Source organism: Arthrobacter sp. K4-10C, from assembly GCF_059090085.1.
In genome coordinates, this window is the sequence record NZ_JBNHFI010000008.1 from 184791 (window position 1) to 205011 (window position 20221).

At 66.0% G+C, this 20221-nt stretch carries 21 protein-coding genes; 3 read left to right on the forward strand and 18 right to left on the reverse strand.

Annotated elements, in window-relative coordinates:
• Positions 1-52 precede the first annotated feature (52 nt).
• Positions 53-403, reverse strand: coding sequence for a bifunctional 3-phenylpropionate/cinnamic acid dioxygenase ferredoxin subunit (locus AC5RUU_RS13075; protein WP_493975707.1), 351 nt, complete (start codon positions 401-403; stop codon positions 53-55).
• Between the two features lie 292 nt (positions 404-695).
• Here AC5RUU_RS13075 and AC5RUU_RS13080 point away from each other — a divergent pair, with 292 nt between their 5' ends.
• Positions 696-1928: an aromatic ring-hydroxylating oxygenase subunit alpha gene (locus AC5RUU_RS13080; RefSeq protein ID WP_493975632.1), complete on the forward strand. Its 1233-nt coding sequence runs from the start codon at positions 696-698 to the stop codon at positions 1926-1928.
• A 66-nt stretch (positions 1929-1994) separates the two neighbouring features.
• On the opposite strand, the gene AC5RUU_RS13085 is transcribed toward AC5RUU_RS13080, so the two are convergent.
• From AC5RUU_RS13085 to uraD, 3 genes are all read right to left on the reverse strand, one after another.
• Positions 1995-2804 carry an IclR family transcriptional regulator gene (locus AC5RUU_RS13085; RefSeq protein WP_493975633.1) on the reverse strand — a complete coding sequence of 270 codons (810 nt, stop codon included), beginning with the start codon at positions 2802-2804 and terminating at the stop codon, positions 1995-1997.
• Between the two features lie 151 nt (positions 2805-2955).
• Positions 2956-3294, reverse strand: a complete 339-nt coding sequence (gene uraH, locus AC5RUU_RS13090) for a hydroxyisourate hydrolase (RefSeq protein ID WP_493975634.1) — start codon at positions 3292-3294, stop codon at positions 2956-2958.
• Positions 3291-3788 carry a 2-oxo-4-hydroxy-4-carboxy-5-ureidoimidazoline decarboxylase gene (uraD, locus tag AC5RUU_RS13095; RefSeq protein WP_493975708.1) on the reverse strand — a complete coding sequence of 166 codons (498 nt, stop codon included), beginning with the start codon at positions 3786-3788 and terminating at the stop codon, positions 3291-3293. Before uraD ends, uraH begins: the two co-directional genes overlap by 4 nt.
• Positions 3789-4054: 266 nt before the next feature.
• Between uraD and AC5RUU_RS13100 the strand changes: the two genes are divergently transcribed.
• A complete protein-coding gene (locus tag AC5RUU_RS13100) occupies positions 4055-5281 on the forward strand; it encodes a GAF domain-containing sensor histidine kinase (RefSeq protein WP_493975635.1) in 1227 nt (408 codons plus the stop codon).
• A gap of 19 nt (positions 5282-5300) precedes the next feature.
• Here the strand turns inward: AC5RUU_RS13100 and AC5RUU_RS13105 are convergent, their stop codons facing one another.
• Genes AC5RUU_RS13105 through AC5RUU_RS13120 form a run of 4 tightly spaced genes read right to left on the reverse strand, consistent with a single transcriptional unit; the run spans position 5301 to position 9129 of the window.
• Positions 5301-5726 (reverse strand): ATP-binding protein, encoded by a 426-nt coding sequence (locus tag AC5RUU_RS13105; RefSeq protein WP_493975636.1) that lies wholly within the window; start codon positions 5724-5726, stop codon positions 5301-5303.
• Positions 5719-6051 carry an STAS domain-containing protein gene (locus AC5RUU_RS13110; RefSeq protein ID WP_493975637.1) on the reverse strand — a complete coding sequence of 111 codons (333 nt, stop codon included), beginning with the start codon at positions 6049-6051 and terminating at the stop codon, positions 5719-5721. The genes AC5RUU_RS13105 and AC5RUU_RS13110 overlap by 8 nt, the downstream gene beginning before the upstream one ends.
• A 19-nt stretch (positions 6052-6070) precedes the next feature.
• A complete protein-coding gene (locus AC5RUU_RS13115; protein ID WP_493975638.1) occupies positions 6071-8020 on the reverse strand; it encodes a glycosyltransferase family 2 protein in 1950 nt (649 codons plus the stop codon).
• Entirely contained in the window at positions 8017-9129 is a 1113-nt protein-coding gene (locus tag AC5RUU_RS13120) for a PP2C family protein-serine/threonine phosphatase (protein ID WP_493975639.1), read from the reverse strand. The genes AC5RUU_RS13115 and AC5RUU_RS13120 overlap by 4 nt, the downstream gene beginning before the upstream one ends.
• 252 nt (positions 9130-9381) lie before the next feature.
• On the opposite strand from AC5RUU_RS13120, the gene AC5RUU_RS13125 reads away from it, so the two are divergent.
• Positions 9382-9789, forward strand: coding sequence for a hypothetical protein (locus AC5RUU_RS13125; protein ID WP_493975640.1), 408 nt, complete (start codon positions 9382-9384; stop codon positions 9787-9789).
• Between the two features lie 193 nt (positions 9790-9982).
• On the opposite strand, the gene AC5RUU_RS13130 is transcribed toward AC5RUU_RS13125, so the two are convergent.
• From AC5RUU_RS13130 to AC5RUU_RS13175, 10 genes are all read right to left on the reverse strand, one after another.
• A complete protein-coding gene (locus AC5RUU_RS13130; protein WP_493975641.1) occupies positions 9983-10756 on the reverse strand; it encodes a zinc metalloprotease in 774 nt (257 codons plus the stop codon).
• 105 nt (positions 10757-10861) lie between these two features.
• Complete coding sequence (locus AC5RUU_RS13135; RefSeq protein ID WP_493975642.1) at positions 10862-11440, reverse strand: GNAT family N-acetyltransferase; 579 nt, start codon at positions 11438-11440, stop codon at positions 10862-10864.
• Positions 11441-11527: 87 nt separating this feature from the next.
• Positions 11528-12514: an aldo/keto reductase gene (locus tag AC5RUU_RS13140; RefSeq protein WP_493975643.1), complete on the reverse strand. Its 987-nt coding sequence runs from the start codon at positions 12512-12514 to the stop codon at positions 11528-11530.
• Positions 12515-12660: 146 nt separating this feature from the next.
• The gene (gene bcp, locus AC5RUU_RS13145; protein ID WP_493975644.1) at positions 12661-13140 is read right to left on the reverse strand and encodes a thioredoxin-dependent thiol peroxidase; all 480 of its coding nucleotides are present in this window, start codon (positions 13138-13140) and stop codon (positions 12661-12663) included.
• 80 nt (positions 13141-13220) lie between these two features.
• A complete protein-coding gene (locus AC5RUU_RS13150) occupies positions 13221-13889 on the reverse strand; it encodes a winged helix-turn-helix domain-containing protein (RefSeq protein ID WP_493975645.1) in 669 nt (222 codons plus the stop codon).
• Positions 13890-13898: 9 nt separating this feature from the next.
• Entirely contained in the window at positions 13899-15242 is a 1344-nt protein-coding gene (gene allB, locus AC5RUU_RS13155; RefSeq protein ID WP_493975646.1) for an allantoinase AllB, read from the reverse strand.
• Positions 15235-16440 (reverse strand): glycerate kinase, encoded by a 1206-nt coding sequence (locus AC5RUU_RS13160; RefSeq protein ID WP_493975647.1) that lies wholly within the window; start codon positions 16438-16440, stop codon positions 15235-15237. Before AC5RUU_RS13160 ends, allB begins: the two co-directional genes overlap by 8 nt.
• Before the next feature lie 3 nt (positions 16441-16443).
• Complete coding sequence (gcl, locus tag AC5RUU_RS13165; protein ID WP_493975648.1) at positions 16444-18234, reverse strand: glyoxylate carboligase; 1791 nt, start codon at positions 18232-18234, stop codon at positions 16444-16446.
• A gap of 88 nt (positions 18235-18322) precedes the next feature.
• Positions 18323-19201 (reverse strand): 2-hydroxy-3-oxopropionate reductase, encoded by an 879-nt coding sequence (locus AC5RUU_RS13170; RefSeq protein WP_493975649.1) that lies wholly within the window; start codon positions 19199-19201, stop codon positions 18323-18325.
• A gap of 119 nt (positions 19202-19320) precedes the next feature.
• A complete protein-coding gene (locus AC5RUU_RS13175) occupies positions 19321-20121 on the reverse strand; it encodes a hydroxypyruvate isomerase family protein (protein ID WP_493975650.1) in 801 nt (266 codons plus the stop codon).
• Between the last annotated feature and the right edge of the window lie 100 nt (positions 20122-20221).

Here is a 20221-nt window from a genome sequence, read left to right on the forward strand (position 1 = left end):
TGTGGTTCTCCTGGTTGGCGTTGGCTTGCCGGATTGGGGGGCGTGACAGGTGCTAGATGTGCCCGTCCACCGTCAGGCCGGGCGGCAGGTTGGGGGCTTCGTCAGATTCGGCGACCATGATGACGCCGTCGATGACGGAGACTTCATGGGAACGGACCGGCAGTTTGGCGGGCGGGGCGTCGACGCTGCCGTCCCGCAGGTTGAACTTGGAAGCGTGCAGCGGGCACTCCACCCAGCAGTCCTCAACCCAGCCATCGGCAAGGGAAGCATCCTGGTGCGTGCAGGTGTCGTCGAGTGCAAAAAGTTCGCCGTCTTCAGTGTGGAAAACGGCAATGGGCGGTGACGTATTAAGCCGCAGGGCTTCACCGGGTGCGAGCTCGCTGAGCGGGCATGCCTTGTGCATTCGGAGGTACCTCTTTTCCTTGGCGGAGCGTGCATCGGGCGACACTTCAACTGATTTCGCCATGAGCAACATGCATCGTTATATGCAACACGGTGATGCAGCACACATCTCTTGTCAAGGGGTTTCTCTTTTGTTGCCCGCTCCGGCCCTTCTAAGTCCTGGCTGCTTGACAGGGCCTTGTGCTCTGGCTCACGCTGTTGCGTATAGCGAATGCTGTTGCACCAAGAGCGAATCAAAGATGATTCCGGCGCAGCCCCTTCGTTTCTAGCCGTTTCCTTTGTTAGGAGGACCCTTGTCTGTTGAAGTGACCACTCCGAGCCTGATTCCTACGCTGCCGGGCTCGACGTATGTGGATGAGGCGGTATTCCGCGCCGAGCAGGAACGGATTTTCGAGCAGATGTGGTTCTGCGCCATCCGTTCGGCCGACCTGGACAAGGCCGGCGCCTGGCGGACGGTGCAGGTGGGCCGGGAAAGCGTCCTGATCAGCCGGACCCGCAAGGGTGCCATCCGGGCGTTCTACAACGTCTGCCGGCACCGCGGCGTGAAGCTGTGCATGGAGGAACAGGGCGAAGCGGCCCGCTCCTTCCAGTGCCCCTACCACGCCTGGACCTACGACTTCGAGGGCAAGCTGATCGCCGCCCCGAACCTGACCAAGATGCCCGACATCGACCGGGACGAGTACGGCCTGGCCAAGGTCCACATCCGCGAGTACCTCGGCTACGTGTGGGTGTGCCTGGCCGAGGAGCCGCCGTCGTTCGAAGAGGACGTTATGGGTGCCATCGAGGAGCGCCTGGGCAGTGTCCACGCCATCGACGGGTACGATGTGGCCAACCTGTCCCTGGGCCGGCGGATTAAGTACGACGTAAAGGCCAACTGGAAGCTCATCATCGAGAACTTCATGGAGTGCTACCACTGCGCCACCATCCACCCGGAACTGACCGAGGTCCTGCCGGAATTTGCCGACGGCCTGGCCGCCCAGTACTTCGTGGGCCACGGCGCGGAGTTCGGCGAGGACATCAAGGGCTTCACCGTGGACGGCTCCGAGGGCCTGGATGTGATCCCCGGTGTCAGCGAGGACCAGGACCGCCGCTACTACGCCATCACCATCAAGCCCACCGTGTTCGTGAACCTGGTCCCGGACCACGTGATCATCCACCGGATGTTCCCGCTGGCCGCCGACCACACCATCGTAGAGTGCGACTGGCTCTACCTGCCCTCCGTGGTCGAGTCCGGCAAGGACGTCACGGCGTCGGTGGAACTCTTCCACCGGGTGAACATGCAGGACTTCGACGCCTGCGAACGCTGCCAGCCCGGAATGGCCTCCAAGACTTACGCCAAGGGTGGTGTCCTGGTTCCCTCCGAGCACCACATCGGCGCCTTCCACGACTGGGTGCACGAGAAGGTGGGCGACGTGCAGATGTCCGGTGATGTGCGCCTGGGCCTTACCGCCGACACCCCGCCGCTGGAGGAGCGCGCGGAGACCATTGAACGGAACGAAGTCCCGGCAGCCAGCCCGGTCTCCTAGCCCGCGCCAGCCGCATAACTGAACATACGCAATGGCCCTGGACCGTAGTCCAGGGCCATAGCTGTCTTAGCGCCGGGTGTATCCCATGTTGGTGCTGACCTTCAGCCCCGCCTGCTTGAGCGACTCAAGCAGGCCGGGCGTCTGCTCGGGGTCGAAACGGAACGCCGGCCCGGAGATGCTGATGGCACCTGCCACCGCACCCTGGTGGTTGTAAACGGGAACGGCAACCGCGTTCAGGCCGATCTCGAACTCCTCGCGCACCACGGCGTACCCTTTGCCGGCGGCTTCCAGGAGCTGTTTGTCCAGTTCCTTGCGGCTGGTGACCGTGCGGGAGGTGCGGGCGGGAAGGCCAGTCTCCTTCAGGATGCGGTCACGTTCGTCCGCGCTCAGGGCAGCCAGCAGGATCTTTCCGCTGGACGTGGCATGCAACGGGGTCAGGCTGCCCACCCAGTCATAGGTGGCGAGGGTGGAGGGTCCCATGGCCTGGTCCACGTTGACGGCATAGTTGGAGCGCAGGACGGCCAGGTTGACGGTTTCCTTGAATTCCAGGGCGAGGCTTTCAAGCACCTCACGTGCCTCGTGGACCAGGCTCAGCCGGCCCGGAATGGAACTGGCCAGGCGGAGGATGCCGAACCCCAGCTGGTACTTTCCGCGTTCGCTGTTCTGGTGCACTATGTCCCGGCTGACCAGTGAACCCATCAGCCGGGAAACCGTGGACTTGTGAATGCCCATTTCCTCGGCGATTTCGCTCACGCCGGCATGGCCCTCCCGGGCAAGGATCTCCAGGACGGTCAGGGCGCGTTCCACGGACTGGACGCCACCCTGCTGGCCGCCCTCGGCCTCGGCCTCGGATTCGAGGTCACCGTTTGAAGCCATGATCCACTCCCACGTAGTTTCTGCGGCTTACTGCCCGCCACAAGGCCGCAAAGCTGCCTCTCGGATAGTCACCTTTCTGATCCTATGCCGGGAACTGTGACACGGCCGACATTGCGTTAACGCGGTTGACTCCGCTGGCCTTCCGAGCGGCTTAGCTGCCGCGGTAGGTGGAATAGGCGAATGGGCTCAGCAGCAGCGGGACGTGGTAATGCTCAGGGCCTGTCACTTCAAAAACGAGGTCCACTTCGGGGAAGAAGGTGGCCGCCTGCAGTCCGGCGTAGTAGTCTCCGGTGGCAAAGTTGAGTTTGTAGCGGCCGGGCTCCAGGTGCTCCGGGCCCAGGTCCTTCGCCCTGCCGTCCGCGTCGGTAGTGGATTGTGCCAGCTCCAGCCAGGTGCCGCCGTCGTTCTTGGAAAGCACGACGGCGACCCCCGCCGCCGGGAGTCCGGCGCCGGTGTCCAGGATGTGCGTGGTGACGTGGGAAACGCTCATTCGGTGATCAGTCCTTCAAGCCGCAGTACGGCGATTTCGCGCAGTTGCTGGGCCACGATGGTGTCTTCCTGCTCGGGGGAGTTGGTGAGCCGCTGGTTGAGGGACTGCAGGATTTCCGGGGCGGTGCGGCCGGCGGCGCGGATCAGGAACACGCGGCCGAACTTCTCCTCGTAGTCCCGGTTGCCCTTCGCCAGGGCTTCGGCGGCCGCCGCGTCCCCGGGGTCGACGCCGGCCTGCTCCGACCGGGACATGGACGCTTCGGCGGTGGCCGCCGTCGGCCGCTCCCCGATCCGGGGATGGTGCGCCATGGCTGCCTCCACCTCGGCGGCCGTGAACGGGTTGGCGGCCTCGGCCGCGAAGGCCAGGAGGGCTTCCCTTGTGGGGAAGGGGCGGGCCGCGGTGACCGCGTCCACCCACCTGGTGACGTCGATGCAGGGCCGGAGCGCGGCGGTGGCCGCAGCGGGATCCGCGGAGTTGAATTCGGCAAGCTTCATGCTGGCAGGGTCCTCGGTACGAATGCTGGCATCCATGGTGACGGCTATGCGGAGGCCGGACTTCCCGGCACTCGCCCACGGCCGGACCGCAGACGAGCTTCCGCATCATGGAACTGTTATTTCAGCATACGTAATATTCAAAAGCAGGACCCGTCCGGTGTCAAGAGACTACAGCACCAGCCCAACGCACCCGGTATCATCACGGAAGGGCCCGCTGGCCTGTGATGAAGATGCTGGGGGAAGAAAAGAATATGGACGGGGCGGCTATGCAAATGCTGACCGATCGGGACGCCGGACGCGATCTGGGCCTGCGGGAATACGGGCTGCTGCCCGAGCTTCCCGGGCAGATACCGGCACTTGCGGACGAACGGGCCCAGGGAACCCTGGACAGCCTGGTCTGCATGGCGGCTTCCATCTGCGGGGTGCCGTACAGCGTGGTCAACATCATCACGTCCCAACAGCAACTGCAGATTGCGGCCTCGGGGATCGATCCCGGCGTCTGTTCACGCCGCGACTCCATGTGCGCCACTGTTTTCCTCACCCCGGGCACCACCGTGGTACGCGATGCCTCACGCGACCCCCGGTTTTCTGCCAACCCCTTTGTCACGGGAGAGATCGCGGACGTCCGCTTCTACGCGTCCGTGCCGCTGGTGACCCCGGACGGCCTGGTGCTGGGCTCGCTGTGCGTCTTTTCGGACAGGGCGGAGCTTCCCACCCCGGAACAGATCGGCCTGCTGGAGGTCCTGGCGCGGCAGGTGGTGGAGCTGCTGGAGCTGCAGCACCGCACGCTGCAGCTCAACGCTGCGCTGGAGGAGCTCCAGCGCAGCAACGCGATGCTGGCCGAGTTTGCCGGACGCGTCAGCCATGACCTCCGGACGCCGCTGACCACCATCCTGGGCTACGTGGAGCTCGCCGAGGACGATCCGGACGTTCCACCCGGGCACCCGTCAAAGGAGTACCTCTCGCTCATCAGGCACGGCGGGCAACGCATGCTGGTGACGCTCGAGGACGTGCTGGCGTACTCGCGTGCGGACGGAGCCTTGAACCGCGAGCGGGTGTCCCTGCTGGCCGTCACCGCTGAAGCTGCCCAGGATCTCGGCGTTGACCTGGGGTTGGGCAGCGGAATCCTGTGCGAGGATGCGGAGCTCTTTGCGGACCGCGGACAGCTGCGCACCCTGGTGCAGAACCTCCTGGCGAACTCGTTGAACTACCGGGACCCGCAACGGCAGCTTGAGGTCACCGTCACTGCCGAAACCTGCCCCCAGGGCGTCACAGTCCATGTGGCAGACAACGGCAAGGGCATCCTTCCGGCGGAGCGGCAGCGCGCAGTGGAGCCGCTGGTCCGGCTGAACCGTCCAGGGGACGGCCCCGGAACGGGGCTGGGGCTGGCCACGTGCCGCCGCATCGCACAGGCGCACGGCGGAGAGCTGGCCCTCGGCGACACTCCCGGCGGCGGCACCACCGTTTCCGTGTTGTTCCCCGTGGAACCCTAGGCGCAGGCCCTGCCCGGGGTCAGCCCTGCGACGACGTCCGCGACAGCACCCACGTGTTGGTCCCGTCCTGCCGCTCGAACGTGACGGTGGTGACCAGTGCCTCGATCAGCGCCAGCCCCCGGCCGGACTCGGCGTCCTCCCCGGGAACCGCCGGTTCCATTGGGCCGAACGGCGGCTTGGCATGGTATGCGCTGACTCGGGCCTGGAGCAGTGCGGGCCGGACCGTGATGTCCACGCCCAGTTCCACGGGTTCCTCCCCGGCCGGCTCGGCGTGCTGGACGATGTTGGACGCGGACTCAATGACGGCAGTCGTAAACGTCATCTGATCCATGTCCTGGACGAAGGGGACGTCCAGCCAGAGGCTGTCCAGGTCGTTGTGGACGGATTCGATGGCGTCTTCGGCAGCGGGTCCCCGGAAGCTGCGCGAGGCGAGGACTTCAGTCATTGCTGAACGCCTCCTCGGGCGAGGGGTACGAGGTGAGGACCTTGTCCATGCTGGTTAGCTGCAGGACCATCTTGACCTGCGGCTGGACGGCAGCGATCCGAAGGTCCCCGCCGGCCTGGCGGGCCGCTTTGAGGCAGCCGATGAGCGCGCCCAGGCCGGACGAGTCCATGAACGCTGTCTTTTCCAGGTTGATCACGATCCGGTTGGATCCGCCGGCGATCACGTCGGTCACGAACTCGCGCAGCTTGGGGGCGGAGACCATGTTGAGCCGCCCGTCCGCTTTGACCTCCGCGTACGAATTCCGTACCTCGTAACTGAATTGCATCAGGACTCCTTTTCTGTGTTCATCGGACCACGGGTTCTGCGGCTGGTTCATAGCCCTTGTAAAGCACGGCGCGGACCAGGATGCTCATAACCACCAGGTCGAAAATGACCCAGGCGACGTTCACCAGGGTGCCCAGCGGTTCCGCCAAACCCGCGGCCAGGCGGATGATGCCGGCGACGGCGGCTACGGCCAGCAGCACGGACACCACGATCTGGGGCCGGATCAGGCTCCAGCTGGGTCCGCCGCTCTGGCGGGCCTTGGGGGTGACGGCGAACCCCAGGGGACGGCCGAACCAGACATTCCGCGCCGCCGTCGAACAGGCCTTGATCCACGTGGGAAACAGCGCCAGGCTGTACTGCTGCCCGCGCCAGGTGGGGATGCCGCGGCCGGCGACAGCGAACAGGATCTGGTTGACCACCATGAACGGGATGAACCGGATGAAGAAATCCCAGCTCAGGCTGGTGACCGGCAGGATGCCCAGCAGCAGGTAGATGATGGGCGCGGCGAAGTAGATCACGGCCGCATACCCGCTGAGGTAAGTCCACATGGTGGCAAAGTACATCAGCCGCTGGCCGATCTTGAGGCCCTTCTGCACCAGCGGGTTCTCCCGGAGCAGCACCTGGATGGTGCCCTGGGCCCAGCGCAGCCGCTGCGTGAGCATGGTCTTCAGGTCCTCCGGCGCCAGGCCGTAGGCGAGGACTTCGTGGTGGTAGACGCTCTGCCAGCCCATGGCATGCATCCGCATGGCTGTAGCCATGTCCTCTGTGACGGAAATGGTGGCCAGCGGCATCACGGGCTGGGCCTCGTCGCTGCGTTCCACGGAGAGCGCGTCCAGGACAGCCTGCACCGATTCGAGGGCGCCCAACGGGGACCAGTCGCGGCGGGACATCCGCTGCACGGCGTCGTCCGCCACCACGGGGACACCCGCGTCACCCACATGCGCGAGTTCCATCGCGGCAATTTCCTCGAGATCTGATTGCAGGGCCTCGACGTCGGCCATCACCAGGGTCTGCACGGCGGCGTCCACGCGGCGGCGGACGCGGTAGGTGATTTCGCCGAGCGGCTGCCCGGCTTCAAGTTCCCTCTGCGCCTCGCCGGTGGCCGCCTCCACCTCGTCCAGCACCTCGGCCACCAGCGGTGACTCCATGTCCGCGGACTTCCGTGCCTTCTTGATGGCGGTCTGCGATGCCGCCAGCGCCCGGCGGATGCTCTTTTCGGTCTCCTTCACGTAGCCCACCAGGCCCAGCTGCATGAGGGCTTCCCTGCGCAGGATGGCGTTGGAGCCGCAGAAGAATGCGGCGTTCCAACCGTCCTTGCCCTGTTGGATAGGGCCGTAGAACAGGGGTGCCTGGCTCCCGAGGGGATCGTCGGCAGGGACGTTGCTGAAGTACTGCGGCGTCTGGACCAGGGCCACGCGGCGGTTATTGAAGTAGCCGAGGGTCTTTTCCAGGATGTCGGGCTCGGGGATCTGGTCCGCGTCCAGGATCAGGAGGAACTCGCCGTCCGTCTGCATCAGGGCATTGTTCAGGTTGCCGGCCTTGGCATGGCGGGGCAGGTCCGAGGTCCAGTCATCGCTCCGCGTGACGTAGCCCAGCCCGTGCTGTTCCGCGAGGGCCTTCAGCTCGGGGCGGGCGCCGTCGTCGAGGATCCAGGTGCTGTGGGGGTGCCGGATCCCTTGGGCCGCCAGGGCGGTTGTCATCACCATGTCCAGGTCTTCGTTGTAGGTGGTGATGAAGACGTCCACGGTAGCGTCCGGCGGAGGCGGCGGTGCGCCCTTGCGGACTTTCAGCCGCCAGACGGTCATGCCGAAGAGCATGACGTCGATCAGGCTGTAGGTTTCGGCGATCACCAGCGGCAGGGCGATCCACCAGGCATCCCAGTTGAGGGATGCAAGCCAGCGCCAGGTGATGTAGTTGACCCCGGTGATGACGGTGAGCACCACCACCAGGCGGGTCCAGAAACGGGTCACGCAGTGACCTCGTCCGGAAGCCGTCGGACCACGACCACGGTCACGTCGTCCTCGGCGGTTTCCGCCGGGGCCAGGGCCATGATGGCGCTGCTTGCTGCGTGTGCGGACTCGTGGCCCTGTGCGGCGGTGCGGACGGCTTTGGTGAAATCCTCCACTGAATCGAAAACGTCCAGCACCCCGTCGCTCACCACCACCAGGGAGTCTCCCGGCGCCAGGTCGAAAGCGGACTGCGGCCAGTCCGTCCCGGCCCAGGCACCCACGGGCGGGCCGCCGGAGGGAAGGCGCTCAGCCGCCCCGCCCGACTGGACGTGCAGCGCAAGCCCGTGCCCGGCGTCGACATAGCTGACCTTCCCCGACCCCGCGTCCAGCCGGGCGTGGAACAGGGTGACGAAGGAGTTGGAGGAGTCCAGGTCCGTGGCGATGGCCTTGCTGGCAGAAGCGAAGGCAGCGTTCAGGTCCTGCCGGTGGCCGGTGGAGCGCATGACGGCGCGGACCGTTGCCGCGATCAGGGCAGCTCCCATGCCCTTGCCCATGGCGTCAGCGAAGGTGAGGTGGAGTCCGTCGGAGGTCTGGTACCAGTCGTAGAAGTCGCCGCCCACGCTTCGTGAGGGGCGGAACATGCCGGCAACGTCGTAACCCTGAACTCGGATGTCCTCCTTGGGCAATAGGCTCTGCTGTACCTCGGTGGCCCTCTGCAGTTCGCTGCGGGCGGCAGAATCGGCGGACGCGGAAGGCCGGCGGCGGAACAGCGCGTTGATCCTGGACTGCAGTTCCCGGGGGCTGAACGGCTTGCTGAGATATTCGTCGGCGCCGTTGTCCAGGCCGGTCAGCTTGTCCAGCTCGCCGGCCCGTGCGGTCAGCATGATGATGAAGGCGTCCGAAAACTCCCGCAGCAGTTTGCAGACTTCCAGGCCGTCAAGATCCGGAAGGTTAAGGTCCAACGTGACCAGGTCCGGCTGGACGCGGCGCACTTCCTCCACCCCCGGCATCCCCGCGCCGGCGTGCGATACCTCGAAACCCTGCTTCTGCAGGACGCGGACCAGCAGCCCCCGGATGTCAGGATCATCCTCGATGACAACGGCACGTCGGATTTCGGAGGTTGAGACCATAGCTCTACTTCTACCGTATTAACTGCGACAGGGCATGTCTTAGCACTTCACAGTCCTTTTGTGCTTCCCCGTGTTTTTCCCTGCCATCCCGCGGTGGCGGGCCTCGCAGGATCTTGCGGCAATCTTGGGATCCGCTTGCCCGGACGTTGAGCAAGGTTCGGGACACTCAATAGGGACACACCTTCCGGGCAGGAAAACGGTCGACGACGACCCACCGGAAGCTGGACGGCATGCGGGAGGGCGGAGCAGCCAATGGGACACATCAACATCAAGGACCGGACGGCGGAACCTGCCACAGGATGCGGCGGGGCGGAAGCCGGCGCCGAGCCAACATTCCACGAGCCAACATTCCACGAGCCGGGATCCCGCGAGCCGACATTCCGCGGGCTGGCAAGTGCGGGCGCGGACAAGGCCAGGGCGCTGATGCGCCTTTACCTCCACTCGCGGAAGGTCCGTGCCGCGGCGAAGGCACTTGCAGAGGCACTTGCGGAATCCCGCGAAGTCTCCAGCTGGCCCGGCGACAGGCTGCCGGTTGGCGCGGCGATGTCCGACCAGGTGGAGAAGCTGACACGCCGCCTGAAGCTGGAGACCGATGCGCACAACAGGCTCGAGGCACTTTTCAGGTCTGTGGATCCGGGGCGTTCCGCCGCAGCGGTTTAGGTGTCACACTTAGGAGCAATCGAGTGGCTGGGGGAGACAGTCAGGAGATTGCAGTGGGTTGGATGGCCGGTTGGGCGTACCTTATCGCGGGATTGATGACCGTGGACGCGCTGCTTTTGGCGCTGTGGGCCATGGAGCGGGACTGGTCACGAAAATGGTGGAAGAAACGCTAAGTGCCGGCTTCCGGACCTCTTCAGTAGGTCGCGGACCGTGCGGCGGGCTGAAGCGCGGAGGGCACTGATCCCGCCCCGTCCAGGACAAACGACCCCGTGAAGCTGTAGGGATGCACCAGCCGGATCGGCGTGCCGTTGATGTTGGTCAAATGGCCGCTCCAGGCAAGCCGGTACAGTTCCTTCAGGTCACCCAGGTCCGCATCCGTGAGCTTGCTCATCGACCCGTAGTTCATGATGGTGAACGGTTCGTGGGTTCCGAAAACCTCCGACGGCCAGGCGGTTTCGCGGATGTTGGCGAAAAAGTGCCGCAGACCAAAGACGTGCCCAAACTCGTGGATCATCGTCTCAACCTGCTCCTCGCGCACCTGCTGGAACAGGGTGGGGTAGATGGTCAGCTGGTGCCGCCCGCCGTCGGGAAAGAATGCACTCGCGAGGACGCAGCCGGCGGGAGTGCAGTCCGGCGCGTTCCGCAGCACGATCTCGAAATCCCATAGGTCGTCGTCCCGCGTGAATCGCACCGGAGCTGCAGAGCCCCAGCGCAACAGGCATTCGCCCATCAGGTCACCGACGACGGCCTTGCTTTGTTCGGGGCTGGACGCGAGCGCGAAGGAACGTTCCTGGAAGCGCCACTTCAAAATGGTGCCCGCGTGCCACAGCGGAACGAAGCCCTCTGTGGCATCGACAACTATTTCGCTCGGTGGGCGTCCTCCCGGGGTCGCGTGCCCCCGCCCCTCCGTAGCGCAAACGAATGTGTCCCCGATCCGGTGGACCAGTTCTTCAGCAGCCGCTTCCATGATTTTTCCTGCCTTTATCCCTTGCACGAGGTTTTTCGGGGTACGACCGCATGCTAGGCAACGGGGCGTTACAGCAGCGTTATGCGGCCATGACGGCCTGGCGGATCAAGGGGTGCCCAGCTGCAGCCGCATCAGCACCCGCGGGAACCCGTTCAGCACGGACTGCGTGTCTGCGGCCTTGGTGAATCCGGCATCCTCAAAAAGTTTGCGGGTGCCCACATAGGCCATGGTGAGGTCCACTTTCGATCCGCCGTTGTCCACCGGATAGCCTTCGACGGCGTGCGCCCCGTAGGAGCGGGCAAAGTCCACCGCACCTGCCAGGAGGGCGTGGGAAATGCCCTTCCCGCGGTGGCCCGGCCGTACCCGGATGCACCACACGGACCACACATCCAGGGTGTCCACGTGCGGGATTCGCCTGTTCCCCGCGAAACTCGTGTCGGCACGCGGGTGGACCGCTGCCCACCCCACCGGCTCACCGTCGTCGTATGCCAGCACGCCCGGCGGGGGATCCTGCGCCACCAACTCCTTCACCAGTTCCCCGCGCTCCGTCCCATGCAGCGACTGGTTCAGCTTGGAGGGGATGCGGTAGCTCAGGCACCAGCAGACGTTCGCGTCCGGCCGCTTGGGCCCCACCAGCGTGCGAACGTCCTCGAAAATGGTTGCGGGCCGGACCTCGATGGACATGACGCCATCCTGTCACCGGCCCCATGCGCCCGGCAACGGATCCGGAAGACTTGCCACAGCAGAGGACAGAGGACAGGAGAGGGTCCCTCAGGCCGGGATGAGCCCCTGATCCTGCAGGTCCTGCCACAGCCTGGCCGGCACCTCCGCGGCCATCCGCCGCGCGCTTTCGCTGATCTGCTCCGGCCTGCTGGCTCCCACCGTGACGTTGACGACGGCCGGGTGCCGGAAGGGAAACTGGATGGCAGCGGTGGGGAGTTCCACGCCGTGTTCGTTGCAAATTCCGGCCAGCCGCCGGGCCTTTGCCAGGATCTCTTCACTGGCCTGGGAGTAGTTGTAGTGCGCATCGGACGGCAGGTCGGGCTTGGCAAGGATGCCGGAGTTGTAGACGCCGACGCTGACTACCCCCGTCCCCAGTTCCCGGCAGCGGTCCAGCAGTCCTGCACCCGGGCGGCTGTCAGATCCTGGCTGTTCCAGCATGGTGAACCTGCCGGCGAGCATGAGGAAGTCCAGGTGGGCGGCTTCCACGCACTCCAGGGCGGCGCCGGCGGTGTTGGTGCCGACCCCAATGGCCCGCACCAGGCCTTCGGCCCGAAGCTTTTCCAGGGCAGGCAGCGCGGTCTTCACTGCATCTTCCATGCTGTAGACGTCAGGATCATGCAGGTAGGCGATATCGATGTAGTCGAGCCCCAGCCGTTCCAGTGACTGCTCAATACTGCGCCTCGCCCCGGCCTCGGAGGGATCCCATTCGCGCCGGAGGCCGGCGGGAACGTCGAAGCCTTCCGGATCCCGGGAGTCACGAGTCGCCGGCGACGGGACCAGGACCCGGCCCACCTTCGTGGAGAGGATGAACTCATTCCGCGGTTTGCCCTGTAGGATGCGGCCCATGCGCCGTTCGGACAGGCCAAGGCCGTAATGCGGTGCTGTATCGAAGTAGCGGATGCCGGCCTCCCAGGCTGCCTCCACCGTGGCTTCCGCCTGTTCGTCAGGGATCGCACGGTAAAGGTTGCCCACGCCGGTACCGCCAAAGCCAAGGCGCCCCATCCGCTCGCGCATCTGCCCGTCGTCGTTGCCCATTCCCCTGCTCCTTGCTGCTGGCTGTCGCAATGGCAGGAGCCTAGAAGGGGCGCATCGGCGCCGTCAACGGGTCCACATACGGCCGACGCTCCCGCGCAGATGCGCGAGAGCGTCAGGCGGGAAGGCGCCGGAAGTGAGGGAGCGCCTTAGATTCCCAAGGCTTCCTTCAGCCTTGCGACGTGCCCGTCGGCCTGCACCTGGTACTGCGCCAGGGTGACGTTGCCTTCGGGGTCCACCACCACTGTGGAGCGGACGATGCCTTCGACGATTTCGCCGTTGACCAGCTTCTCGCCCCAGGCACCGTAGGCCAGGGCAACAGCATGGTCCTCGTCGGAGAGCAGCGGGAAGGTCAGGGCGAAGTCCCCGCTGAAGCCGGCCAGGGCCTCGGGGGCGTCGGGGGAGACGCCGATGACCTGGTAGCCCTTGCCCTGCAGGGAGGCCAGGCTGTCGCGGAAGTCGCATGCCTCGGTGGTGCAGCCGGGGGTGGCCGCCTTCGGGTAGAAGTACACAATGACATTCTGGCCACGGTAGTCGGCCAAGGCAGTCTCGCGGCCCTGGGCGTCCTTGAGGGTGAAGTCAGGGGCCTGGGTTCCGGGCTGCAGCTTGGTTGTCAGGGTGGGGCTCATGGTGTTCCTTTGGAAGGGTCGGTCAATTATGGCCAAACATCAAGTGAAGCGGCTTCCCGCTCAGTCATACAACTCCGGCGTCATATGCAGTATTCCGCCGGGCCGCGCACCGTGGCGCATTGACCCGGGATGAACTGGTATCCGCCGCCGCGGACGGTGGCCACGGCGTGGCGTGCGTTGCCGAGCTTCCGCCGGATCCGGCCCACGTACACGTCGATGGACCGGGCGGAGGCGCCGGGCGTTTCGAACGAGTCCAGGAACTCCTGCAGTTCTTCCCGGCTAACGGTCCGGGACAGGTGCGTCACCAGGTACCGCAGCACCTTGAATTCGACACCGGTGAGCGGCACGGGTTTGCCGTCCAGCAGGACTGTATCGGCCGCCAGGTCCACCGCCATGCGGCTGACGGGGCCGGCCGACGGCGGCAGCCTGGTGCCGCCGTCGTCCTCGCCCGGTGCCGCGGCGGGCGCATCAGGCGCCTCCGCCGCGGAAGGAGTGCGGGAGGAGTTTGCTGCGGCTCCTTCCGCGGCGGAGGACCCGGCTATGGGAGCTCCGGCGGCAGGCCAATGGACTTCCGCCTCCGGAGCAGTTTGCAGGGCCCTGGCAAGGACCAGCTGGGCGGCGCGGGCCAGGAGCTCGGGGCTGGTTCCTTCCTCCGGCACCACCCACACGGCCAGCCCGCGGGCGGCAGCTTTGGGCTGGACCATCCGCGGACGGTAGGCCGTCCGCGGATGGTGGGCTTCCACTGCCATGGGGCGTCCTTATACTCCGCCGCGGCGGATCAGCTTGCCCGTGGGGGTCTGGCCGTCCACCACAGCGCCGCGCAGGAACGTCTTGCGGACCACGCCGGACAGGGTCTTGCCGTCATAGGGCGTGATGGGGTTCTTGTGCTTGAGCTTGGAAACGTCAACCACGAACGCCTCGTCCGGGGCGAAGACGGCAAAATCGGCATCGTAGCCGAGCGCCAGCTGGCCCTTGTTGGTGAGCCGGGCCAGGTTGGCGGGCTTTTCCGCCATCCACGAGACAACCTGCTCCAGCGGGATACCCCGGTGCCGCGCCTCGCTCCAGATCAGGGACAGCCCCAGCTGCAGCGACGAGACGCCGCCCCAGGCCACGGCGAAGTCGCCGTTTTCCAAGTCCTTCAGGTCCAGCGTGGAGGGGGAGTGGTCCGAGACGATGCAGTCGATGGTGCCGTCCAGCAGGCCCTGCCACAGCAGCTCGCGGTTGGAGGCCTCGCGGATGGGCGGGCAGCACTTGTAGGCGGTGGCGCCGTCGGGAATTTCCTCCGCCATGAGCGTGAGGTAGTGCGGGCACGTCTCCACGGTGAGCTTGACGCCGTCGCGCTTGGCGGAGGCGATCATGGGCAGGGCGTCCGACGACGAGAGGTGCAGGATGTGCGCGCGCGCACCGGTCCAGCGTGCCCGTTCAATGACTTCTGCGATGGCCTTGTTCTCCGCACCCCGCGGCCGGGAAGCGAGGAAGGTGGAGTAGTGGTCGCCGCCGGGGTGGGGCGCCCGGTCGATGGCGTGCGAGTCCTCGGCGTGGACGATCATGAGCGAGTCGAAGGACTTCAGCTCGGCCATGTCCTCCTCCATCTCGTCCGCATCCAGGTGGGGGAACTCGTCCACTCCGGAGTGCAGCAGGAAGCACTTGAAGCCGAACACGCCCTCGTCGTGCAGGGGCCGGAGGTCGGCCTTGTTTCCGGGGATGGCGCCGCCCCAGAACCCGACGTCGACGAATGCCTGGTCCTCGGCCACCTCGCGCTTGAGCTTGAGGTTTTCCACGGTGGTGGTGGGCGGTACAGAGTTCAGGGGCATGTCGATGATGGTGGTCACGCCTCCGGCTGCCGCGGCGCGGGTGGCGGAAGCGAAGCCCTCCCACTCGGTGCGGCCGGGCTCGTTGACGTGGACGTGGGTGTCCACCAGGCCGGGGAGCAGGGTTTCGTCCTCGGCGAGTTCAATGACTTCCGCGCCGGCCAGGCCGTTGCCCAGCGGTTCGATGGCCACGACCTTTCCGCCGCGGACGCCCACCTCGCGCGGCGCGATCCCGGCGGTAGTCAGGATGCGCCGGCCACGGATGACGAGGTCATAACGTTCTTCAGACACGGAGGTCCTCCTTGGTACGTGCGGTGCTGGCGTAACCGCCGGCTGCCAGCCTTCCGCTGATCAGGGTGCCCAACTGCTCCAGAAGCGGCGCTGCCTCTGTTATGCACCTGTTTACATCGCTTTCGAGTGCGGTCAAAGCGTAAACCGCCTTGAACCCGGCTGCCGCTGCCTGCCGGTCCTCCAGGGTGGTCCGGCCGCAGACGGCGACGACGGGAATGCCGTGGGCGGCGGCCGCGCGTGCCACCCCCATGGGCGTCTTGCCCAGCAGGCTTTGCTCGTCCAGGCTGCCTTCCCCCGTGATCACCAGGTCCGCTCCGGCCAGGCGGCCGGCGAGACCCGTGAATTCGAGGACGACGTCGATGCCCGGCCGCCGGGTCGCGGCCAGGGCGGCGATGGCGGCGTAGCCGACGCCCCCGGCTGCCCCCGCTCCGGGGGCCTCGGCGGCCTTGATGGCACGGAATCCGATTTCCCTGGCCAGGACTTCGACAAACCTGGCCAGGGCGGCGTCGAGCACGTCGACGTCTTGCTGCGTGGCACCCTTCTGCGGGCCGAAAATCGCCGCGGCACCCGCGGCGCCCAGCAGGGGATTATCGACGTCGGATGCCAGCACAAAGCGTGTGTCCACCAGCCGGGGCTCAAAGTTGGTGAAGTCGATGCTGTGCAGGTTGGCGAGCGCAGCACCGCCCGGCGGCAGTTCGTTGTTCCTGCTGTCCAGGAGCCTGGCCCCGAGCCCCTGCAGGAGCCCCGCACCGCCGTCGGTATTGGCGCTGCCGCCGACCCCCAACACGATCCGGCGGCAACCAGCGTCCAGGGCTGCGCGGATCAGCTGGCCTGTGCCGAGGCTGGTGGCCGCGAGGGCGGAAGCGGAATCCGGCCGGCCGCCGCGCAGCACCTCGGGCACCAGCGCCAATCCGGAGGAGGTGGCCATCTCGATGACTGCCTCGTGGTCCCGGACCGCGAAGTCCGCTTCTACGGGCTGGCCGGTAGGCCCCGCTACGGTTGCGGTGCGGCGGCTGAAGCCGGAGCCGACGGCGGCGTCGAGGGTGCCCTCGCCGCCGTCGGCCACCGGAATCCGGACGACGTCAAGGTTGCCGACTGCCGTACCGGCGCCGCGCTGCAGTCCCTTTTCCAGGTGCATGCAGACCTCCGGGGCGGAGAGCGATCCCTTGAACTTGTCCGGGGCAATGACGATGCGCACGGTTTAGGCCTGCAGCGCCAGGATGGCGGTGGGTGCGTCCCCGGCGGTTTCGGCCAGTTCTTCAAACTCGTTGATGGCGTTGATTTCCACGCCCATGGAGATGTTGGTGACCTTTTCCAGGATCACTTCAACCACCACGGGAACCTGGAATTCCCCCATCAGTGCCTTGGCCTTGTCGAAGGCGGCTGCGAGGTCGTTGGGGTCCTCCACGCGCACGGCCTTGCAGCCCAGGCCCTCGGCCACCTTCAGGTGGTCCACGCCGTAGCCGCGTGCGTTTTCGGACAAGTCCGCGCTGTTGACGTTGTCGAACGCCAGGGACACGTTCTGCTCCATGTTGAAGCCGCGCTGGGACTGGCGGATCAGGCCCAGGTAGGAGTTGTTCACCACCACGTGGATGTAGGGGAGGTTGAACTGCGCGCCCACGGCCAGTTCCTCGATCATGAACTGGAAGTCGTAGTCGCCGGAGAGGGCCACAACGGTCTGGTCCGGCTTGCCGCGCACCACGCCGAGGGCCGCCGGAGCCGTCCAGCCCAGCGGGCCTGCCTGGCCGGCGTTGATCCACTTGCGCGGGCCGAACACGTGCAGCATCTGGGCGCCGGCGATTTGGGACAGGCCGATGGTGGACACATAAATGGTGTCGCGGCCGAAGGACTTGTTCATCTCCTCGTACACGCGCTGCGGCTTGATGGGGATGTTCTCGAAGTGGGTCTTGCGGTGCAGGGACGCCTTGCGGTCCTGGCACTCGGCAGCCCAGGCACTGTAGTCCGGCAGGGATCCTGCCGCCTTGCGCTCCCTGGCGAGCTCAACCAGCCCCGCCAGCGCCGCGCCGGCGTCGGACGCGATGCCCAGGTCCGGTGAGAACACGCGGCCGATCTGCGTGGGCTCGATGTCGATGTGCACGAACTTGCGGCCGGCGGTGTAAGTCTCCAGGCCGCCGGTGTGGCGGTTGGCCCAGCGGTTGCCGATGCCGATCACAAAGTCGCTCTGCAGGTAGTTCTCGTTGCCGTAGCGGTGCGAGGTCTGCAGGCCCACCATGCCGGCCATGAGCTGGTGGTCGTCCGGGATGGTGCCCCAGCCCATCAGGGTGGGGATGACCGGAACGTTGAGGATTTCGGCCAGTTCCACCAGCTGCGCCGACGCGCCGGCGTTAATGATGCCGCCGCCTGCCACGATCAGCGGGTGCCTGGAACCCGTCAGCATGTCCAGGGCCTTCTCCAGCTGCTTGCGGGAGGCCGTGGGCTTTTCGATGGGCAGGGGCTCGTAGGTGTCGATGTCGAATTCGATCTCGGCCAGCTGCACGTCGATGGGCAGGTCCAGCAGGACGGGGCCGGGGCGGCCGGAGCGCATCAGCTGGAACGCCTTCTGGAAGGCGCCGGGAACCTGGCCGGGCTCCAGGATGGTCATGGCCATCTTGGTGACGGGCTTGGCGATGGACTCGATGTCCACCGCCTGGAAGTCTTCCTTGTGCAGCTTGGCCACGGGGGCCTGGCCGGTGATGCAGAGCATGGGGATGGAGTCGGCCCAGGCGGCGTAGAGGCCGGTGATCATGTCCGTACCGGCGGGCCCGGAGGTGCCGATGCAGATGCCGATGTTGCCGTCCTTGGCGCGGCTGAAGCCGTCGGCCATGTGGCTGGCGCCCTCAACGTGGCGGGCCAGGGTGTGGCGGATGCCGCCGTGGGCGCGCATCGCGGAGTAAAAGGGGTTGATCGCAGCGCCTGGCAGGCCGAACGCCTCAATGGCGCCCTCCTTTTCCAGGATGGCAACCGCTGCATCAACGGTACGCATCTTGCTCATGGTGTGCTCCTACTTAAGTCTGTTTTTGGGTTTGCTGAAGGAAGCCCTGGTGGTCAGGGCATAAAAAGTGCGCAGATTGGGCCTGCGGCTACTCGCGGCCGCTGAGCTGGAGGACCTGTTTGAAGAGTCCGGAGTGGTCCAGTGCGCCGTCGCCCTGGTTGACGGTGGCGGCGACGAGCTGTGCGACCACGGCGCCGAGGGGGATGGCGACGTTGGCTTCGCGGGCGGCGGAGGTGACGATGCCCAGGTCCTTGTGGTGGAGGGCGAGCCGGAAGCCCGGGTCGAAGTTACGGTCCAGCATCTTCTGGCCCTTCTGGTCCAGGACTTTGGAGCCGGCGAGGCCGCCGCCGAGGACCTTGAGGGCGGCGTCGGTGTCCACGCCGTAGGCCTCGAGGAAGGCGATGGCCTCGCCGAGGACCTCGATGTTGACCGCGACGATCAGCTGGTTGGCTGCCTTGACGGTCTGGCCGGAGCCGGAGGGGCCGACGTGGACGATGGTTTTGCCGACGGCGTTCAGGACATCCGAGGCTGCGTCGAAGTCTTCCTTCCCGCCGCCGACCATGATGGACAGGACGGCGTCGATGGCGCCCTGTTCGCCGCCGCTTACCGGTGCGTCGAGGGGGCGGATCCCGGCCTCGCGGGCGTCGTCGGAGAGTCGCTTGGCGACATCCGGGCGGATGCTGGAGGCATCGATCCACAAAGTGCCCTGCTTGGCGTTGGCGAAGACACCGTCCTTGCCGCTGACGACACCCTCAACATCGGGGGAGTCCGGCACCATGGTGATGACGACGTCGGCGTCCTTGACGGCGTCGGCGATGCTGGTGGCACCCTTGCCGCCTTCGGAGACGAGCTTGTCGATCTTGTCCTGGCTGCGGTTGAAGCCGGTGACGGAGTGGCCGGCCTTGACCAGGTTGATGGCCATGGGCAGGCCCATGATTCCGAGGCCGATGACTGCAACGTTGCTCATGATGGTTCTCTTTCTGAAAGTCTCTGCGGTGATTGAGGAAGCAGGACCCAACTAGGTCGCAGCAGATGTCGTTTTGAGGGCCCAAAACAGCATCTGCTGCTACTCAGTTGGGAAAGGGGCTACTGGGAGACACGCTGGCGGATGGCCCAGCTGAACGCAGTTTCCTTGGGTTCCTTGTACTCGAGGCCGATGTAGCCCTCGTAACCGAGTTCACGGCTGCGGGCGATCCATTCGCCGAGGGGGAGGGTGCCGGTGCCGGGTGCGCCACGGCCGGGGTTGTCGGCGATCTGGATGTGGCCGAAGTCCTTTGCGTGGTTTTCGATGACGGATTCGACGTCGTCGCCGTTGACTGCGAGGTGGTAGAAATCGGCGAGAAGCTTGATGTTGCCGGCACCGGATTCCGCCTTGACCCGGGCGATGACCTGAAGTGCGTCTTCGGCGGTGAGGAGCGGGTACTTGGGCGCGCCGCTGACGGGTTCCAGGAGGACGGTCCCACCGATGCGGGCCACGCCCTCGGCGGCTGCTGCCAGGTTCTTGACGGCCAGCTCGTCCTGCTCCTCGGGGGTGAAGCCGTCCTGCCGGTTGCCGTAGAGGGCGTTGAACGCCTTGCAGCCCAGGCGCCCGCCGATGCCGGCCACAACGTCGATGTTGTCCTTGAACTCGGAGCAGCGTCCCTTCCAGGAGACCAGGCCGCGGTCGCCGCCCGGCATGTTCCCGGCGTTGAAGTTCAAGCCGGTGAGTTGGACGCCGGCATCGGTGATGGCGTTCTCGAACCTGGTGATCTCGGCGTCTGCCGGAACGGAGGTTTCGAAGGGCCACCAGAACTCGACGGCGTCAAAGCCGGCGGCCTTTGCGGCGGCGGGGCGCTCAAGCAGGGGCAGCTCCGTCAGGAGGATGGAGCAGTTCACTGTGTACGTCATCGTAGGTCCTTCCGAGAGGGGCTTGATCCATCTTCCCTTGCTTCACCGGCATCCTTACCGTTTCCGCTCAGTTTCCGCTTTGTGGAATTTAGATTCTGCT

Coding starts and splice junctions, on each gene's coding strand:
- AC5RUU_RS13075 (WP_493975707.1), bottom strand. CDS start 403: ATGCACAAGGCATGCCCGCTCAGCGAGCTCGCACCCGGTGAAGCCCTG.
- AC5RUU_RS13085 (WP_493975633.1), bottom strand. CDS start 2,804: ATGGCTTCAAACGGTGACCTCGAATCCGAGGCCGAGGCCGAGGGCGGC.
- uraH (WP_493975634.1), bottom strand. CDS start 3,294: ATGAGCGTTTCCCACGTCACCACGCACATCCTGGACACCGGCGCCGGA.
- uraD (WP_493975708.1), bottom strand. CDS start 3,788: ATGAAGCTTGCCGAATTCAACTCCGCGGATCCCGCTGCGGCCACCGCC.
- AC5RUU_RS13100 (WP_493975635.1), top strand. CDS start 4,055: ATGCAAATGCTGACCGATCGGGACGCCGGACGCGATCTGGGCCTGCGG.
- AC5RUU_RS13105 (WP_493975636.1), bottom strand. CDS start 5,726: ATGACTGAAGTCCTCGCCTCGCGCAGCTTCCGGGGACCCGCTGCCGAA.
- AC5RUU_RS13110 (WP_493975637.1), bottom strand. CDS start 6,051: ATGCAATTCAGTTACGAGGTACGGAATTCGTACGCGGAGGTCAAAGCG.
- AC5RUU_RS13120 (WP_493975639.1), bottom strand. CDS start 9,129: ATGGTCTCAACCTCCGAAATCCGACGTGCCGTTGTCATCGAGGATGAT.
- AC5RUU_RS13125 (WP_493975640.1), top strand. CDS start 9,382: ATGGGACACATCAACATCAAGGACCGGACGGCGGAACCTGCCACAGGA.
- AC5RUU_RS13130 (WP_493975641.1), bottom strand. CDS start 10,756: ATGGAAGCGGCTGCTGAAGAACTGGTCCACCGGATCGGGGACACATTC.
- AC5RUU_RS13135 (WP_493975642.1), bottom strand. CDS start 11,440: ATGTCCATCGAGGTCCGGCCCGCAACCATTTTCGAGGACGTTCGCACG.
- AC5RUU_RS13140 (WP_493975643.1), bottom strand. CDS start 12,514: ATGGGCAACGACGACGGGCAGATGCGCGAGCGGATGGGGCGCCTTGGC.
- bcp (WP_493975644.1), bottom strand. CDS start 13,140: ATGAGCCCCACCCTGACAACCAAGCTGCAGCCCGGAACCCAGGCCCCT.
- AC5RUU_RS13150 (WP_493975645.1), bottom strand. CDS start 13,889: ATGGCAGTGGAAGCCCACCATCCGCGGACGGCCTACCGTCCGCGGATG.
- gcl (WP_493975648.1), bottom strand. CDS start 18,234: ATGAGCAAGATGCGTACCGTTGATGCAGCGGTTGCCATCCTGGAAAAG.
- AC5RUU_RS13170 (WP_493975649.1), bottom strand. CDS start 19,201: ATGAGCAACGTTGCAGTCATCGGCCTCGGAATCATGGGCCTGCCCATG.
- AC5RUU_RS13175 (WP_493975650.1), bottom strand. CDS start 20,121: ATGACGTACACAGTGAACTGCTCCATCCTCCTGACGGAGCTGCCCCTG.